General features: G+C 65.0%; 8 protein-coding genes. 5 read left to right on the top strand and 3 right to left on the bottom strand.

The window, feature by feature from the left end; all coding sequences use genetic code 11:
- Positions 1 to 13: 13 nt before the first annotated feature.
- From IG178_RS14330 to IG178_RS14320, 3 genes are all read right to left on the bottom strand, one after another.
- The gene (locus tag IG178_RS14330; protein WP_193213250.1) at positions 14 to 1,450 is read right to left on the bottom strand and encodes a FecR domain-containing protein; all 1,437 of its coding nucleotides are present in this window, start codon (positions 1,448 to 1,450) and stop codon (positions 14 to 16) included.
- Complete coding sequence (locus tag IG178_RS14325) at positions 1,447 to 1,977, bottom strand: sigma-70 family RNA polymerase sigma factor (protein ID WP_193213249.1); 531 nt, start codon at positions 1,975 to 1,977, stop codon at positions 1,447 to 1,449. The genes IG178_RS14330 and IG178_RS14325 overlap by 4 nt, the downstream gene beginning before the upstream one ends.
- A 72-nt stretch (positions 1,978 to 2,049) precedes the next feature.
- Positions 2,050 to 2,661 (bottom strand): hypothetical protein, encoded by a 612-nt coding sequence (locus tag IG178_RS14320; protein WP_193213248.1) that lies wholly within the window; start codon positions 2,659 to 2,661, stop codon positions 2,050 to 2,052.
- Between the two features lie 127 nt (positions 2,662 to 2,788).
- On the opposite strand from IG178_RS14320, the gene IG178_RS14315 reads away from it, so the two are divergent.
- From IG178_RS14315 to IG178_RS14295, 5 genes are all read left to right on the top strand, one after another.
- On the top strand, positions 2,789 to 4,075 hold the full coding sequence (locus IG178_RS14315; protein WP_193213247.1) for a PGAP1-like alpha/beta domain-containing protein: 1,287 nt from the start codon (positions 2,789 to 2,791) through the stop codon (positions 4,073 to 4,075).
- Positions 4,076 to 4,222: 147 nt separating this feature from the next.
- Positions 4,223 to 5,545, top strand: a complete 1,323-nt coding sequence (locus tag IG178_RS14310; RefSeq protein ID WP_193213246.1) for an alpha/beta hydrolase — start codon at positions 4,223 to 4,225, stop codon at positions 5,543 to 5,545.
- A 180-nt stretch (positions 5,546 to 5,725) separates the two neighbouring features.
- Positions 5,726 to 6,400 carry an ECF-type sigma factor gene (locus IG178_RS14305; RefSeq protein ID WP_343225976.1) on the top strand — a complete coding sequence of 225 codons (675 nt, stop codon included), beginning with the start codon at positions 5,726 to 5,728 and terminating at the stop codon, positions 6,398 to 6,400.
- A 72-nt stretch (positions 6,401 to 6,472) separates the two neighbouring features.
- Positions 6,473 to 9,397: a WD40 repeat domain-containing serine/threonine protein kinase gene (locus IG178_RS14300; protein ID WP_193213244.1), complete on the top strand. Its 2,925-nt coding sequence runs from the start codon at positions 6,473 to 6,475 to the stop codon at positions 9,395 to 9,397.
- A 179-nt stretch (positions 9,398 to 9,576) separates the two neighbouring features.
- Positions 9,577 to 17,526: an immunoglobulin-like domain-containing protein gene (locus tag IG178_RS14295; RefSeq protein ID WP_193213243.1), complete on the top strand. Its 7,950-nt coding sequence runs from the start codon at positions 9,577 to 9,579 to the stop codon at positions 17,524 to 17,526.
- Positions 17,527 to 17,723 lie beyond the last annotated feature (197 nt).

Here is a 17,723-nt window from a genome sequence, read left to right as displayed (position 1 = left end):
CGCGCCCGCGGCTTCACCGCTCCGACGGCAGCTTTTCCGCGTAGTTCACGAACTGGACGTCCAAACGGTTCAGCGCAAGATCGCCGCCGTCGTTGTTTTCGACGGTCAGGCAGGCCGCCTCAACGTCGCTGCCGGTCGACACCTCCGCCACGGACTCGGCCTGGGCGCTGGGACCCGCATGAAGGGTGATCTTCCCGGCCAAGGTGTCATAGCGGAGGGTCAGCTCATTGGTCTCGAGCGCCGAAAAGCGGGTCGGTTCGGACTCGCGGTTGCTCGCGTGGTCGCAGAGCCGCCAGCGGTGACCGTCCTTGGCCCTGGCCACCACCGAACAGATCGGCCGGCCATCGTGGTCCCACAGCGTGATGCTCTCCGTTCCGCCGGTGCGCTTCACCTTGTCGAAGAGGATCCGGGGCGGCGCGGTCGCGAAGGACATCAGCACCACCACCCGGCGCTTGTGGTTGAGGTCTTCCTCGATCTTGAAATTCGTCGTCAGGTTACGGAAGCCTCCGGAGGTATCCAGCTCGCCGGCACCAGCGGTGGTCGGATTCTTCTCACCCAGAACCCGCCAGGGTTCACCGATGTCGGGCTTCTTCCCTGAAATCCGGGTTCCCTTCGGCTCGCTGAAATCGTCGGAGAAGACCATCACCTCCGTCGGCATGCTTTGGTGGAAGTCCCGGAGGTCCGCCTCGACGACCTCCGTCAACTGATCGTTCATCCACACCGCCCCCTCGCCCGCCACCAGCTCCATCGGCGGATGGCCGTCGGCGCGGTCGATCTCGACGCTCCCCGAAGCCACATGCACCTCGCAGGAGCCGCGGTCGATGGCACGGATCCCGAACTCGGTTCCGATGTGCCGCACCGTCGCCCCGGCGACGCGGACCTTGAAGTCCGGGGCACCCGGCGCCACCCGGAAGAAGACCTTCCCCTCCTTCAACAGGACATCCCCGTCCTTGTTCAATTCAAGCCTCGCGGGACCGCTGACGAAAGCCTCGGTCTGCGGGTTCAAGCGGGCGAGGGTCACCCCGTTCCTGACCTCCAACTGCTGCCCCTGCTTCCAGACCTTTTCCTCGGGAGCCATCCCGTCGATCAGGAACCGGCAATCCGCCGAACGCGAAAGCACCACCGGCGGCAGCGGGGTCGAGATCATCCGCAGCACGCCGATGCCGAGCAGCAGGATGGCCGCCGCCGCGCCCAGCGACCACATCATCCCCCGTCCCCGCAGCCGTCTCGCCGTCCAGGAATCCCCGGCCGGCTCCACGTGCGAGGCCAGCAAGTCCGGGTGCTTGTAATTGTCGACCAGCAGCTGGTCCGTGGTGGTCAGGTGCAGGTAATCGCGGCGCGCCTCCGCGTCGTCGAGCAGCACCGCCTGCAACCGGTCGAAGTCCTCCTTGCTGATGGATCCGTCCACCATGTCGTGGATCAGCTCCTGGATTTCCTCGCGCGGGATCATGTTCTTTCCGGTTCGAGTTGGCTTTCAATGCAACGGCGGAGCGAGGCGCGGAGCTGGTGAAGGCGCGCCTTGAGCGTGCCGGCGCTGCGCTGGGTGCGTTCCGCCAGGACGTCAAGCGTGGCGTTCGACCAGTAGCGGTGACGCAACAGTTCCTCATCCTTCGCGGTCAGCTTGGTCAGGCAATTCGAAAGTGCCACACGACGTTCGGAAAGTTCTTCGCCCGCCTCGTGGAACTCGGAGGCCAGCAAATCCAGCAACTTCTCGTCGAAGGCAACCTGCCGCGAGCGCCGCTTGGCCCGCAGGAAATTCTTCACCTCGAGCTGGGCCACCTGGAACGACCAGTTCTTGAAGCTGGTGCCGCGCTGGAATTTCTCCCGCTTCTTCCACAGCACCATGTTCACCGACTGCCGGATGTCCATCGCGGCATGCATGTCCCCGGTCAGCGCGCGGATGAAGTAAAAGAGATCGACCTGAACGCGGGTCAATTCCGTCACGAACTCGTCGATATTGTCACCGTCATCCCCCATTCACGAAGACATACAGCCACCACCCGGTTTTCGTTTAGTGCCAAAGGCGGATTTTTCGCCCCGCCCCGCCCCCTACTCTTTCAGGCGAATCATCAGCTTCCCGCTCTCGACCGACATCTCCTCCACCCCGGCGATCCGCCCGCCCTTGCCCCCGCCGAGCACCTCGCCCAGCAATTCCTTGCCCTTCAGCTGGCCGAGCCAGTCGTTCGGCAGCGACACGCCCCACACCGTGAGGTCATCCAGAACCAGGCTGGGAACCCCTTCCGCGGTGTTGACCAGGAACCTGGCCCGGGCCTTGAGCTTCTTGCCGCCGACCACCGGCAGATCGGGGTCCAGGTCGGTTTCGAGGCGCGCGTGCACCGCACCGGTCGCCAGCTCGAATTTCAGCGAGTTGCCCAGCGTCGTGTGCTCGTTGAGCAAGCCGTTGAGCTCGCGCTCGGTCAACACGATCTCCCGCTTGCCCTTCTCATACTTCGGGTCGGCCGGGACCGCCTCGCCGCCTTGGATGGCCTCCACCTTCTCCTCGACCACGGCCTTCTCCTCGGCGCTGAGCTCGACCGGCTTGATCGGGCGATTGGTCCACCAGTAGACCCCGATGCCGACCACCAGCACCGCGATGATGCCGATCAACACGGGAACCAGACAGGACTTCTTGCGCGGCACGGGTGGCGGAACGTCGGACATAGCGAGCGAATCTAGGCCCCGGACCCGCTCCCGCGCAAACCAATTGCCCGGGCGGCGGCGAAGCTGGTAAAGCGCACAGGGCCGTGATAGCGCTTCGGCTCCGAATACCCCGATTCCGGAACCCCCGATGAAGCACCAACGCCTCCTCACCACCGCATTGGCAGCCACTTCGTTCCTCGCGTCCGGCTGCGCCAACTTCAGGCGACTTGCCGACGACCTCGACTTCCTCGACCGCACCTACACCGCGGCGGCATTGGTTGGCAACGTCCGCGACCACGGCGATGTAATGGGCTTCGTGATGGAGTGGGACGGAAAGAAAGTCACGTCGGGCGACTATGAAATCCTGCCCTCGCACGGCGTCTTCGGCTTCTTCGTCGAGCATCCGGAAAACCAGTACATGATGGCCTACGCGGACCGGAACCACAACCGGCGCTACGACCCGTCGGAACCCGCATGGATCCATTCCGACGACAAGGGCCGACCGGTTCCCCTCCACTTCGACGCGGACAGCCGGCGGACCCGGGTGACCGGCAATTTGTCGTCCTCGACCATCCTGCCTCCCGAACTCGTTGCCGCCGCCCGCGAGTTCGTCGCCGGCCGCAGCCCGGACGACGTCGCCACCGGGTGGTCGATCCCGGTCGACCTCGGCACCGTCGCCGATCTCGACGACCCCAGGTTCAGCTCCGAGCGCGGCGCCCGCGGCTATTGGGAGCCGGCCTCCTATCCGATGGAGACCGGCATGGGCATCTACTTCCTCGAGCCCTACGACCCGCAACGCATTCCCGTGCTCTTCGTCTACGGGGCGGCAGGTTCCCCCCAGGACTGGCGGACCATCTTCTCGAAGCTTGACCGCAAGAAGTATCAGGCCTGGTTCGTCCACTATCCGACCGGCCGGTCCCTCGCCCAACTCGGCTCCGGCCTCAACGATGCGGTCGAGCTTCTCCGCACCTTCTACGGATTCCCCGAGATCCATGTGGTCGCCCACTCGATGGGCGGCCTGGTCAGCCGGGACTTCATCCTCAAGAACCTCGACGACGGCCACCGTTACATCGGGCGCTACGTCACCATCTCCACCCCGTGGGGCGGCCAGGAATTCGCCGCGTCCGGCGTCAAGCGCGCGCCGTCGGTGATCCCGTCGTGGCGGGACCTGGTCCCGGGAAGCGACTTCCAAGACGAGGTCTTCCGCCACAAGCTGCGGGGCCGGGTCGACCACCTGCTGCTCTACGGCCACCACTCCAAGCGTTCCATGACCTTGCCGAAGGAAAACGACGGCACGGTGAGCGTGAAAAGTGAAACCGACCCCCGCGCGGTCAAGGATGCGGTAGAAGTGGTCGGCTTCGACGAGGACCACGTCTCGATCCTGTCCAACGACGAGGTGATCGCCCGCACCTTCCGGCATCTGGACGGAAACTAGGCGGATCAAGGCGCGATCTGCACTGACCCGCCATCCGCTTCCAGGCGGGTGAAAATCTTGCGGAAGGCCCGCGAGTACGAATCATCGGCGACGTTCGGCTGAAGCAGAGCTTCCAGGACGGCCGGATTTCTCCAAGGGAAACGCCTCATGATTCAGGTCAACTCGTCGACTCTCCGCGCCCTGCTCGCCGCCGGTCTCGCCGCGCTCTTCGCTTCATGTGGTTCCGACCCGGGCGTCCTCCATCTCATGCAGGCACCTGCCGCCTTCACCGACACCGGACTACCGATCGCGGACCGTGCCTTGGCCCAGCGGGTCGGCAGAAGCGGGATCGAGCCGGTCTTCTTCGCCACCGACCGCGCACCCGCCGGCCCCGGCGCACCGGCCATGCGGCCCTACGACAGCAACCGCGGCGGGGCGCTGCGGGTGGGCACGGGAACGATCGTCCCCGGCCGTGACGACCTGACCTGGGCCGACGCCCGCAAAATCGCGCTCCTCAAGCATTCCAGCGAAAACTTCCCGATCAAGGTCGAGTCGGTGAACGAATACGGCATCCTGCCGGGTTCGGTCACCGCGTTCTCCAATCTCGGCGAGTCCGAGCGCCAGGCAGCGGACTCCGCGTCCAGGCGGTATCTTCGGGAGATCAACAACAAGCTGGCGAGGTCACAAACGAACGACATCAACCTCTACATCCACGGCTACAACACCTCCTTCGAGAACCCGATCCTCACCGCCGCCGAGCTCTGGCACTACATGGGGAACGACGGCGTCTTCATCGCCTACTCGTGGCCCGCCACCCCGAAAGCCCTCGCCTATTTCTCCGACGCGGAAACCGCCGATGTCTCGGCGCGGAACTTGCGCTATTTCCTCCGCTATTTGAGCGAAAACACGCGGGCGCGGAAGATCAACGTCCTCGCCTACAGCGCCGGCACCCGGGTCTTCGCCCGCACCCTCGGCGACCTCGCCCTGTCGGACCACGGGCGCAGGACCCGGATCGGCACCGCGGTGCTCCTCGCCAGCGACGTCGACCGCGGGATCCTCGCCGGCCATTTGAGCGACGGCCTGCTCGACGTGGTCGACCGGCTGACGATCTATCAAAGCGATGGAGACATGGCACTGAAGTTCTCCCGTTTCCTGACGAACTCGTTCCGCACCGGCCAACCGCTCGACGCCGGGCGGCTGACGCCCGGCACGTTGGAATTCCTGCGCCGGAATCCCAAGCTGACCCTGGTGGACGTGAGCAAGGTCGATTCCGCCCGCAAGGGCAATGGCCACGGCTACCTGCGCAGCAGCCCGTGGGTCAGCAGCGATCTCCTGATGAGCTTCGCCTATCAACTCGGCCCCGCGGAACGGGGCCTGGTGCGGCGGGACGGCGACTTCCCGGTGTGGGAGTTTCCTCTCGACTACACCACGCGGCTCCGGTCCGCCCTCATCCGCCAGCGTCCGGATCTTGCCGAGGGCCTGCAACGGTAGTTTCGGTAGATCTCCTCGGTATGGTTGTTCCTCTTGCCACCTCGGGTGGGACCGCGAAGTACGGCTCAGGCATCGCGCACCATCTTCGTTCACGAGTCATCGAATGCGATGGCAGTAGGCCAGCGAGACGGTGCCGAACGACTTCCGCTCTGACTTGATCCCTCCGCAACCGGGGGCTGGATGGGTATCTCACTGCGACCCATTTGTCCGTTCCATCGGCGCGCGGGTCGGATCGGGCATCAGGGGACGGGCGCGAGAAACTTGCCGGACGGCCGCGTGATCTCTAGCCTCCGCACGAGCATGCCGGAAACGCGATCAACCGAGGACGGGGAACGGGATCGGTCGACCGACTCCCTGATGCCCCAGCTTTACGATGATCTCTGCCGTTTGGCGCGCGCGAGGATGCGCAACGAGGCTCCGGGGCAGACGATCTCGGGCACGGCCCTGGTGCACGAGGCCTACCTGCGGCTGAACGCCGAGGGCGACGGTCCGCGCTGGAAGAACGAGCGGCAGTTCTTCAGTGCCGCCGCGGAAATGATCCGCCGCATTCTCATCGACCGCATCCGCGCCAAGCGGCGGCTCAAGCGGGGACAGGATCCGGAAAGGGTCGAGCTCGACGAGGAGATCCTGCCCAGCGGTCACGACGACGAGGAAATCCTGTCGGTCCACGAGGTCCTCGATGAGTTGGCCGCCGAGGACCCGGAGTCGGCCGAGCTGGTGCGCCTGCGTTTCTTCGTCGGACTGACGGTCCAGGAACTGTCCGAAGTGACCGGCATCCCGGTGCGCAGCCTGAACCGTCAGTGGGCCTATGCACGGGCCTGGCTGGCGCGCCGATTGTCCGAGCCGGGAAGATGAGCAGGAATGGTGGCACATTTCCCGGACGCCTGACGCGCTACGATCGACAACCTTATCCGCAAACCCTCCACCATGCCTCCCTTCCGGGAAAAGGAACTCTTCCTCCAGGCCCTCGACATCGACGATCCCGCCGGCCGGGAAGCGTTCCTGGCGGAGTCATGCGAAGATGACCCTCAACTCAGGGAGAGTGTCGGCAAGCTGCTCGCCGCCCTGGAGGAGTCACCGGATCGATTCGAACCGGAGAACTACCCAACGCTGGGAAGCGAACGCTCCTCCGTGAGGACGCTGGTTTCGGGTGATGCACGCTTTCTCGATCAACTCGCCGACGCGGGCGGGTCACTCGGAAACTACGAGCTGCTGGAGGAACTGGGCCGTGGGGCGATGGGCATCGTCTTCCGCGCCCGCCAGGCCGGCCTCGATCGCGAGGTCGCGCTGAAGATTATCCTCAATGCCGGCCTCGCCTCCCCGGACGAGCGCCAGCGCTTCCGCCATGAGGCGGCGGCCGCGGCCCGGCTTCATCACCCGAACATCGTACCGATCCACGAAATCGGGACCGCGGACGAGCATGACTACTACAGCATGGCGCTCGTCACGGGCGGCACCCTGGGCAGCCTGCTCAAGGACGGCGGACGGATCACTCCGCGCGATGCCGTTGGATTGATCCTGCCAGTCGTGGATGCGGTGGAAAGTGCACACGAACACGGCATCATCCACCGCGACCTGAAGCCCGACAACATCCTGCTCACGCCGGAGCGCGAGCCCATGGTCGCGGACTTCGGCCTGGCACGGCTGGTGGAAGCGGAGGACGGCCTGACGCTGAGCGGCCAGATCCTCGGCACCCCCCGCTACATGGCCCCGGAAGTCGCCGTCAGCGCGGCAGCGGCCTCCACCCGCAGCGACATCTATGCCCTGGGCGCGATCCTTTACGAGATGCTCGTCGGCGATCCCTTGTTCGAGGGCGGCTCGGTCCTGACGACCCTCCGCATGGTTCATGAGCAGGCACCGGTTCGCCCGCGAGTGAAGGTGCCGGAGGTCGAACTCGACCTCGAAACCATCGTCCTCAAGTGCCTGGAGAAGTCCCCCGCCGACCGCTACGCCACGGCCCGGGCGCTCGCGGAAGATCTTGAGGCGTTTCTCGACCACCGGCCGATCGCCGCGAGGCCGCCCGGCCCGGTCGAACGGATCGCGAAATGGACGCGCCGCCGTCCGGTCCATGCCACCTTGGCCGGGCTCGCCACAATCGTCGTCTTGTCCCTCGGGATCGGCGGCCCGATGGTCGCGGTCCGGCAGGGCAAACTCCGCGGTGCCGCGGAGTCCGCATCCCGCGAGGCGGAGTCCGCGCGCCAAAGCGCCGAGCTCGCGGCAGCCGAGGCCCGCCACCAGGCCGAGACCAACCGCCGGCTCGCCTACAGCGCCAACCAGCGCTACATCCAGCTGTCCCACGAGTTGCAGGGCGATTCCTCGCTGGCCTCGGAAACCATGATCGGCAACTGGATCCCTGAAGCAGGGGCCCGTGATTTCCGTGGCTGGGAATGGTACTATAACTATAGCAGGATCCACAGCGACGAGAAGACCTTCCACATCGAGGGGGCGGTGGCCCACATCGACTTCGATTTCAGCGGGGAATGGGTCGCGGTCAGCGGGACCCGGGGAACCGAGATCCGCAACACCCTGAGCGGGGCACTGGTCCGTCATTTGCCGACGCCTGGGGGACACCGGAAGTGCTTCTGGAGCACCGATGGGCAAAAACTCCTCACCCTGAGCACGGGAGGAGACCTCGAGCTTTGGGATCCACGGAATGGAGACCGCCATTCGGCGCCCGGACTTCCCGGCGGGATCGTTGATGCCGACTGGAAACATGATACCCTGGTCACCCTCGACACCAATGGCATCCGAATCTGGCGTTTTGACCTCCGTGGCAGCGCGGAAGCGATCGGGGTTGTGGCAACGGGTGAAGCATCGTGGCGTCGAATCGCCCTCAATCCGGGCGGCACCTTCGTTGCCACCACGGATGCCACCGCGACACTCCGCCTCTGGAACCTCTCGGCGCTCGACCAGCCTCCGCTCAAGTTCGATGGCGCGGCCTCGCCGCTGGCCGCCATCGACTGGAAACCGGACGGCCACTGGATCGCCGCTTCGACCGAGCAGGGAGCGATCCGGATTTGGGAGGTCCCCGGCGGCCAGAGGGTGGCGAAGATCCAGTTCAAGGGCGGGGCTCCCGTCCGCGATCTCGCTTGGAATCCGGCGGGCGACCAGATTGCCCTGCTGCAACCTTTGGGGGATCAGGTGGACGTCTTCGACCTTGTCGCCTCCAAGGGGAAGGCGCTCCGCGGATTCGGCAGCGGGCAACGGCCGCTGACCCTTGCCTGGAGCCCGGATGCCCACACCATCGCCATCGGAGCCGATTCCGGTCTGGTGGCGTTGGTCCGTCACGGCCTTCCCGCCGCGACCGTCGAGTTGTTCCATCACAGCGAACCCATCGTGTCCCTGCGCTGGAGCGAGGACGGTGAATCCATCTCCTGCCTCGCGGGCGACCACCGATCGTTTCGAATCGACACCACCACCCGGAAGGTTTCGGAGCCACCCGGCGCGGACCGATCCGATTCGCCGGCCCCGCCTGCCGTAAAACCGGATTCCGAGATTCGAGTCGACTCGCCTGACGGCCAGCACTTCGCCACCGGCGATGGCGACGGCAGCATCACCCTGTGGAAAGCTGGGGAGAAGCTCCCCATCCGACGGATCAAGGCTCACCGAGATCCGGTCCTCGCCCTCACCTGGCACCCGCGCGGCGATCGTTTTGCCAGTGCCGGCACCGATGGATCGGTCCGGATCTGGGATCCCGAAACCGGCGAACCGCTTCTGACCCTGAGCGGCCACAAAGGTCCTGTGCACGACATCGCGTGGGACGCCGACGGCCGCCGCCTCGCCTCCTGCGGGGAGGATGGGACGGTCTGGATCTGGGACGCCCGCGCCGGCTACCTGCTTGCCACCGAGTGATCCGCCCCCCGGGGATTTGGGCTCCAGTGCCGGAAAAATGACCGGCCGGGAACTTTTTTGGCCCGAACCGGATTCGTCCGGCGCGTGATCCAGCAGCCACTGATCTCCAGGAAATCGCATCTCGCATCCTTGGTATCCGCATTGCAAATTGCCCGCCCCCTCCACTCCTGAATCACGCCATGAAGAGACAAAGCCTCCTCCGGTCATTCATTGCGACCACCGCCGGATTTCTATCAGCGCTGCAGACTCATGCCGCCACCGTCACGTGGGACGCCGAGTTGAACACCGGCGAATGGAACACGATCGACACGTCCTCGGGCACCAAGAGCAACTGGTCGACCCATGGCATCCCGGGGGCCTCCGACGAGGCCCGGTTCGACGACGCGAGCCTGCTGAACACGATCCGCGCCATCGATCTCCAGACGAGCCAAGTCGTATCCAGCCTCAGCTTCAACTCCGCAGGCTCCGGCTACACACTCGACACGGCTACGCTCCGGCGCGCGCTGACGCTGAACTCCGGGGCCATCACGGTCACGGATGGTGACCACACGATCGAAAGCAACCTCACGCTCGGCAGCGCCGGGGTCTGGTCAGTCGGCACCGGCGACAGCCTCACGATCGGAGGAGGGCTTTCGGGAGCGTTCGATGTGACCAAGACCGGCGAAGGCACGCTTGTCCTGAGCGGTGCCTCGAAGAGCCACTCGGGCCTCTTGTCCATCGCCGGGGGAACCCTGCGGATCGGGGCCAGTGATCGCTTGCAATCGGCTTCACAACTGGCGCTCGAAGGCACCCTCGACCTCAACGGGTGGCAACACTCCATGAGCAACCTCTCGGGAACGGGAACCGTGAACCTGAATGACGGCGTGCTCCGGATTCTCGACTTTGTCGACATCGATTCCGTCTTTGACGGCCAGATCGATGTCGGCGGGAGCGGAAGCTCGATGATCCGTTTGGCCGCCGGCGCCGTCTTCACCCACCGGAACGTCGGCAGCGGAGCGGACAACGACATCGCCGGCATGCAGGCGGAGACCGAGAATCTGAACTTCGTCACCTTTGGAGATGCGCATGCCGTGATCGAGGTGCCCATCAGCACGGCCCAGGGGAACGGCGGCTTGATCGTGGACGGCACCGGCACGGTCAGCCTGCTCAGTGATGCGAGTGGATACCGTGGTGCCACCGTCGTTAACCGCGGCAACCTGATCATCACATCGGTGACCGATGCCGTGGCGGACAACACCAGCAGCATCGGCAACGGGGCCCATGACAACCGCCTTGTGCTGAGTGGTCGCTCGTTTGGGACCACGACACTCGCCTTGCTCGAGTTTGCGGGCACCACCGCCAGCGGCTCCACCAACCGCCCCGTGCAGGTGGGCAGCGTCGGGGCCGAGATCAAGGTGACGCAGGCCTCCGAAACCTTGTCACTCACCGGGGTCATCTCCGACGAAACCAGTGCCGGCAAACTGACCAAGTCGGGCCCGGGAACCCTCAGCCTCAGCGCCGCCAACACCTACAGCGGCCGCACCACCATCACCGAGGGCACACTCCTGGCAAGCAACGTGACCGGATCGGCCACCGGAACCAGCCCGGTTACGGTGTCCGGCAGTGGCATTCTGGCTGGAAACGGCTCGATCGGCGGGACGGTGACCTTGGCCAGCGGCGGCACCCTCACCGGAAGCCCCTCCATCAGCAGTGCGGTGACCGCCGAGACGGGCTCGGTGATTGCCCCGGGAACTTCCGTCGACACCCTCACGCTCGGGTCCGACCTCACCCTTGCCGGCACTTATGCCTGCGAGATCGACGGAGCCACCAGCGACCAGATCGTGGTCGGGGGAGCGTTGAACCTCTCCGGCGCGACGATCGATTTCAACGAACTGAGCCCGCCGACGGGATCGGCCTACACCCTCATCAGCGCTACCAGCGTCTCGGGCACCTTTGCCACCGGCCTCAATCTTCCTGCGACCTATCTGATGTCCTACACCGCCACCAGCGTCGAACTCGTGCCCAATCCGGACCTCGATGGCGACGGCGTTCCCAACGAGATCGACCGCGATCCCAACAGCATTCCCGATCCGTCCATCGTCGACGCCTACGGCCGGCTCCTGCGGGTGGCGCGATTTGACGCGGATGGCGATGGCGACTTCGACATGAGCGACTACGACCTCCTCGACGGTGCGGCCCGCGATGTCGATGGCGACGGGGACAACGACCTCTACGATATCGTCTCCCTCCTCCACGGCTCACGCGGCGTCGATCAGGCCGCCGACCCGGCCTACCTTCAGGACCTTCGCCTGTTCAAGGCGCACACGTTCGGTGAGGACGACATTCCGCTGTCCACCCCGCCCCTGGTGACCAGCAGCCTGTCTTCCTACGACAACTGCAACGCACTGTGTGCCGCCATCTACGGCACGCAGCTCGCCTCGATCGACAAGACGCTGACCACCACCACGCTCACCCAACAGGAGCAGATCGACCAGCTCCACGAGGTCGTTGCTGCGAGCGGTTCCCCAATCAGTTGGATCGGGCTGAGGTGGGTCCCGGGCGATGAGCAGTTCATGTGGGAAAACGGCCAGGTCTTCACGCCGGACACCGACTCCGTGAGCGCGTGGGCGGACTCGCCGATTCCCGACAGCGGCTACTTCGTCGGCGGGCAGGACGACTACTACGTGGCCGCCTTCGACACCGTGGCCGAGGCGGGTGCCGGCACCGGCACGGCAGCCGACTACCGCTGGCTCAATGCCGACGGCCTCGTTGGCGAGATCGGGAACCTCGGCACCGGAGCCACCCCGATTGGTTTCGTCGCCCAACTGCCCGCGAACACCGTGACGCCCGCGGCCACGGCCACCACCGAGAGCGTGACCCTCACCCTGGACTCGTCCCTCGACGGGCAGGAGGTCCTCCCGGGCGATACGATCGACTGGACGATCTCCTTCACGGTCTCGTCCGGTGACAACTCCGGTCTCGCCCTGCTGGTCACCGACCTCGCCCATGACGCCGACAACCCGGCCACCTTTGAGATTCCCTCCGGCGATGCCGCTCCGGCGGCGATGCAGAACTTCAACGCGCCGCTCGGGTTCACCGGTCCCGCCGGATACGGTGGCCAGTCTTCCGGCACCTTCGGCGAGCGCCACCTCGTCCAGATCGGCGGTGCCCAAAACACCCTCGGCGGCGCCTCCAGCGACACCACCCAAGGCCAGGCCACCGCGGTCGTCACCGGCATCGGCCAGGGCGGCACCACGGTGCTCGCCACCGGCAGCTTCCCCGCGCCGGACGCGCCGGGCAACTATTCCTTCAACCTCGCCAACACCCTCGCCAGCTTGCTCAAGACGGTCGGCGGCGCGGGTGACGGAGCCGAGATCGTCCCTGCCACCGTCGCGCTGGCCCAGGGCAGCTTCTCCATCGAGGTTTTCAACGTCGATTTCCGCGACTGCGACGCCGACGGCATCGATGACCGGGAACAGCTGGAGGAGGATCGGGTCCTCTCCGTCTTCGGATGGGAAGCCGACAGCGTTTACCATGATCGCATCGAGGGCACCCCCGAGGTCGATGGCATCACGGTCGCCGCCCCGGCGGCACCGTCCTACAGTGACGTTACTCTCCGCCTCCAGCCCAGCATGGAAGGCTGGGTGAGAGCCTGGGATCCGGCCCACTACCTGTTGGTGTATGTCAACGGCACCTTCATCGGCCGGGTCATGGAGAATCCGGGGGAAAACACTTTGGTGATTCCGCAGGCCACCTGGGAGGCGCTGCGCGCAGGGGCGGAAACCATCGACATCACCGTGGAGTTCAGCGCGGCGATGACTCCTCCGAACGGCCTTCTCGCTTACTCCACCGGGGGTATGTGGCTCAGCTACATGCTCGACCGCGACGTCAACGACAACGGCTGGCTCGACGATTGCATTCCTGATGGCGATCCGAATGGGCCGGACACCGACGGCGACGGTGTTTCCGACGAAATCGACCGCAGCCCCAACACCATCGCCGACCCCTCGCTGGTGGACATCTTCGGTCAACTGCTGCGGGTGGCGCGCTTCGATGCCGACGAGGACGGAGACGTGGACGTGAATGACTTCGACCTCCTCGATGCCGCGGCTCGCGATGTCGATGGCGACGGCGACATCGACCTGCATGATATGGCCTCCATCCTGCACGGCGCACGCGGTCCCGGAATCGCCGCCGATCCCGCCTTCCTGCAGGAGTTGCAACTCTTCAAGGCGCACACCTTCGGACCGGAGGACCTGGACATCAAACCTTGGTACAAGGCCATGCCGATCGATTACACCCACTGGTACAGCGGTCCCGAATTGGGAGACTGGGGAACCAATGGCGCTGACCCTTACCCGCGCTACAATGGCACCTATGCGGATCCCCGGCATTTCATCTACGCCAGTGAACTCGCCTGGCGCATCTACGGAACGCACCTCGCCTCGATCGACACGCTCGAGACACAAGGCGTCCCCCAGCTCCGGCAAATCCGGCAGCTCCAGGAGGTGACGGCCGCGAGTGGTTCCAATTTGAGCTGGATCGGGCTGATGTGGTGGCGCTCGGACACCGCGTTCAAATGGCAGAATGGCCAGTTTTTCAAAGGTTCCGAAGGCTCCCTGAGCGGTTGGGATCCCGGCGGGCAAATTCCGGGAAGTGGCTTCTTCACCCCGGGACAGGATGACTACTTCGTATTCATCTTCAACAGTTCCGCCATCGGAGGCGGACCGCCAGGCACGGCAAACGACTACCATTGGCTGAATGGCGGTGTCATCGGTAGTCTTGGACCACAAGTGGTGGAGGGCTTCGTCGCCCAACTTCCCACGAATACCGTGCCCGCCGCGCCGACGGCCACCACCGAGACGGTCACCCTGACCCTCGACTCATCCCACGACGGACAGAGTGTGGCCCCCGGGCAGGTGATCGACTGGACGATCTCCTTTGACGTTTCCACGGGCGACAACTCCGGCCTTGCCCTGCTGGTCACCGACCTCGCGCAGGACCCGGGCAACCCGGACACCCTCGATCTGCCCGCAGGCAACGCCGCACCGGCCTCGATGGCAAACTTCGCCGGCCCCCTTGGTTTCACCGGCCCTGGCGGTTTCAGCGGCCAGCAGTCCGGGAACCCCGGCGCGCTGAACCTCGTCCAGATCGGCGGCGCCCAGAACACCCTCGGCAGCGCCCCCGCGGATGCCACGCAGGGCCAAGGCACCACGGTCGTGACCGGCATCGGCCAAGGCGGCGGCACCATCCTCGCCTCCGGCACTTTCACCGCACCAACCACGCCCGGCACCTACACCTTCAACCTCGCCAACACCCTCGCCAGCGTGCTCAAGACCGTCGGTGGTGCGGGCGAAGGCTCGGAGATCGTCCCGGCCAACCTCACTCTGGCCCAAAGCTCGATCTCCATTGACGTGAACTACCCGCCGGTGATCAGCCTGCTCGGCAACAACCCGGCCACCCACGAGGCCGCCACGCCCTATACCGACGCCGGTGCCACCGCTAGCGATGTCGAGGACGGCAACCTCACCAGCTCCATCGTGGCGGTCAATGGGGTCAATCCCAACGCGCTCGGCAGCTACTCGGTGACCTACAACGTGACCGATTCGCTCGGCACCGCGGCATCCGAGGTCACGCGCACCGTGAACGTGGTCGATACCACCCCACCGGTGATCACGCGGCTGGGCAACAACCCGGTAACCATCGAGGTGGATGACCTCTACACGGACGCCGGTGCCACCGCAGCGGACAGCCTTGAGGGAGATCTATCGGGCTCGGTGGTGATGAGCGGCAGTATCGACAACCAGACGCCTGGAACCTACGTGCTGACCTACCATGTATCGGACAGCTCGGGCAACGCCGCCACGCCCGTGACCCGCACGGTGATTGTGGACGAGAATGATCCGCCCGCGTTTGCCGCGGCAACGGTTTCCCTCACGGTCAATGAAAGGACCACGGGCATCGTGTACCAAGCGGTCGCCAACGACACGGACGACACCGTGCTGGCCTACAGCCTGGGCACCTCGGGCGACGAGTCGTTTTTCAGCATCCATCCGGTCACCGGGCAGATCAGCTTGAACACGGTCCTCCGCTTCGAGACTCCGCAGGATGCGAATGGAAACAACGTGTATGTGGTCCAGGTCATCGCCTCCGACTCCGAGGGCCTCAATGACTCGCAGGTCGTACAGATCACCATCAACAACAGCAACATCGGCCCGGTGATCGCCGGCACCTTGGTCGATCCCATCCCGGAGAACACGGGCCTCGACGTCTACAACTTCACCGTGGCGGATGCCGATACCCCACCCGCCTCCCTCATCATGTCGGTCGATGACAGCCGCTTCGACATCTCCCCGAACGGCTCGGGCGGCTACCGCGTGCACCGCAAGACCGCGCACAAGTTCAACTACGAAGGGAATCCCAACTACGCCTTCAACCTGATGGTCTCCGACGGCGTGGAGTCTGACACGGTCCCCATCGCCTTCACCCTGACCAACGAGAACGACAGCCCGCCCGTGACCATCTTCACCAGCGCGGGTCCGGTGACCGAAAACGACCCCGGCGCGGTCGTCGGCACGATCGCCATCACCGATGCGGATGGTCCCACCACGTTCTACTTCGACATCGACCTGCGCCTCGAGCTGGCGCCTGACGGGGTCACCGTGAAGCTCAAGGACGGCGTCTCGCTCGACTATGAGGTGGCGGCCTCGTTCGAGACGGGCATGATCGTCTCGGACGAGCCCTTCGATTCCGGATCTGGCAACTGGACCGAGGTGCGGCTCCCCATCACCGTGCTCGACGTCAACGACGTCGCCCCGAGCAACATCCAACTCTCAGCCAGCCAGGTCGCCGAGAACGACCCCGGCGCCGTGGTAGGAAATCTCAGCGCGTCTGATGCGGACGGACCAAGCTTGAGCTTCTCGGTTTCGGACGCCCGCTTTGAAGTCGATGGCACCACCCTCAAGCTGGTCGATGGACTCTCTCTCGACTGCGAGGCCACGCCATCGATCCCGATCACGGTCACCGCCAGCGACGGCACGTTCCAAACCCCGAAGGCCTTCACCATCACCGTGCTCAATGTCGATGAAGGCGGTCCCGCAAACCTCGCCCTCAGCAACCCCAGCATCCCGGAGAACACCACCGGCGTGATCGGCACGCTCAGCGCCACGGACATCGACGGCGACACCATAACCTTCACGGAGAATGACAGCCGCTTCGCGATTTCGGGCACCACGCTTTCCCTCACAACTGCCATCAACCACGAGAGCCTCGCTGACGGCATCATCTCGGTGGACATCACCGCTACCGCCAGCGGAGTATCGGTCACCGAGACCTTCGTCATCACCATCGAGAACGTCAACGAGGCGCCGATCCTCACCATGACCCTCGGCGATATCACCGACCTGACCGGATCCTACACCAACCTGCCAACACTGGAAAATGTTCGCCAAGCCACCGTATTCTTCCCCGACAATCCGCTTTATCCGATCTCGTTGGTCCCCAGCGACGTGGACGGCGATTCGCTGACCTACGTGCTGGGCGGCGCGGACGCCGCGGCCTTCACCGTGGACCCCGCGACCGGCGCGCTGAACTTCGTTTCACCCGCCGACTTCGAGTCGCCGAACGACGCGAATGCCGACCGCACCTACAACGTCACCGTCACGGTCACCGACGGCCAACTGAACAGCAACACGATCACGCTGGGACTGGATCTGATCGACACTGCCGACGAACCATTCGACCTATGGATCGATACGTTCTACCCCGATGAAACCAATCCCGCCATCATCGGGCCTGACGCGATCTCAGCCGGCGGCCTGAGCAACGCGCTTTGCTTCGCGTTCAACCTCAGTCCGCTGGATCCGTCGCCGGCTCCGCTCGCCGTGGTCTCGATCGACAACACCACCTTGGCCTTTGAGTTCGCCCATCGCCGGGACGCCAACTACTTCCTCCCCTCCATCGGATATTCGACGGACCTCGGCGAATTCACACCCGCCGACATCCCGACGACGACCACCACCATTGCTCCTGGCATCGAGATCGTGGTGTCCACCGACGGCGTCGCCGCGGGCATCGACCAGGTATCCTTGCGGGTCGACAGCACCCTTTTCCCACGCTTCTTTGCCCGGCTCGGCGTGCGGATTCCGTAGGCACGGGCGTTGCCCCGTAGATCCCGCTCAAGGTCCTATTCCCATGGCAGATGTCGACGCCGGCATACCCCTCTCCGCCGAGTAACTCGGCCTTCCGCACGGTTGGCTATTTGCTGCGCGCAACCTCCGGTTTTCCGGCCGCCCGAAACTTTTTTTGGCACACTTCCGGGAAGACCGACGCGTGATCGGCCGGACCC

Origin of the sequence: Neoluteolibacter marinus, assembly GCF_014904755.1 — a bacterium.
GTDB classification, from domain to species: domain Bacteria; phylum Verrucomicrobiota; class Verrucomicrobiia; order Verrucomicrobiales; family Akkermansiaceae; genus Haloferula; species Haloferula marina.
Note: the sequence above shows the minus strand (reverse complement) of the source record. Positions and strands in the feature narration are given on the sequence as shown.

What these genes read in the sequence shown, in the direction of transcription:
- IG178_RS14320 (WP_193213248.1), bottom strand. Translation starts at nt 2,661, where the DNA reads ATGTCCGACGTTCCGCCACCCGTGCCGCGCAAGAAGTCCTGTCTGGTT.
- IG178_RS14325 (WP_193213249.1), bottom strand. Translation starts at nt 1,977, where the DNA reads ATGGGGGATGACGGTGACAATATCGACGAGTTCGTGACGGAATTGACC.
- IG178_RS14330 (WP_193213250.1), bottom strand. Translation starts at nt 1,450, where the DNA reads ATGATCCCGCGCGAGGAAATCCAGGAGCTGATCCACGACATGGTGGAC.
- IG178_RS14310 (WP_193213246.1), top strand. Translation starts at nt 4,223, where the DNA reads ATGATTCAGGTCAACTCGTCGACTCTCCGCGCCCTGCTCGCCGCCGGT.
- IG178_RS14300 (WP_193213244.1), top strand. Translation starts at nt 6,473, where the DNA reads ATGCCTCCCTTCCGGGAAAAGGAACTCTTCCTCCAGGCCCTCGACATC.
- IG178_RS14295 (WP_193213243.1), top strand. Translation starts at nt 9,577, where the DNA reads ATGAAGAGACAAAGCCTCCTCCGGTCATTCATTGCGACCACCGCCGGA.
- IG178_RS14315 (WP_193213247.1), top strand. Translation starts at nt 2,789, where the DNA reads ATGAAGCACCAACGCCTCCTCACCACCGCATTGGCAGCCACTTCGTTC.
- IG178_RS14305 (WP_343225976.1), top strand. Translation starts at nt 5,726, where the DNA reads ATGGGTATCTCACTGCGACCCATTTGTCCGTTCCATCGGCGCGCGGGT.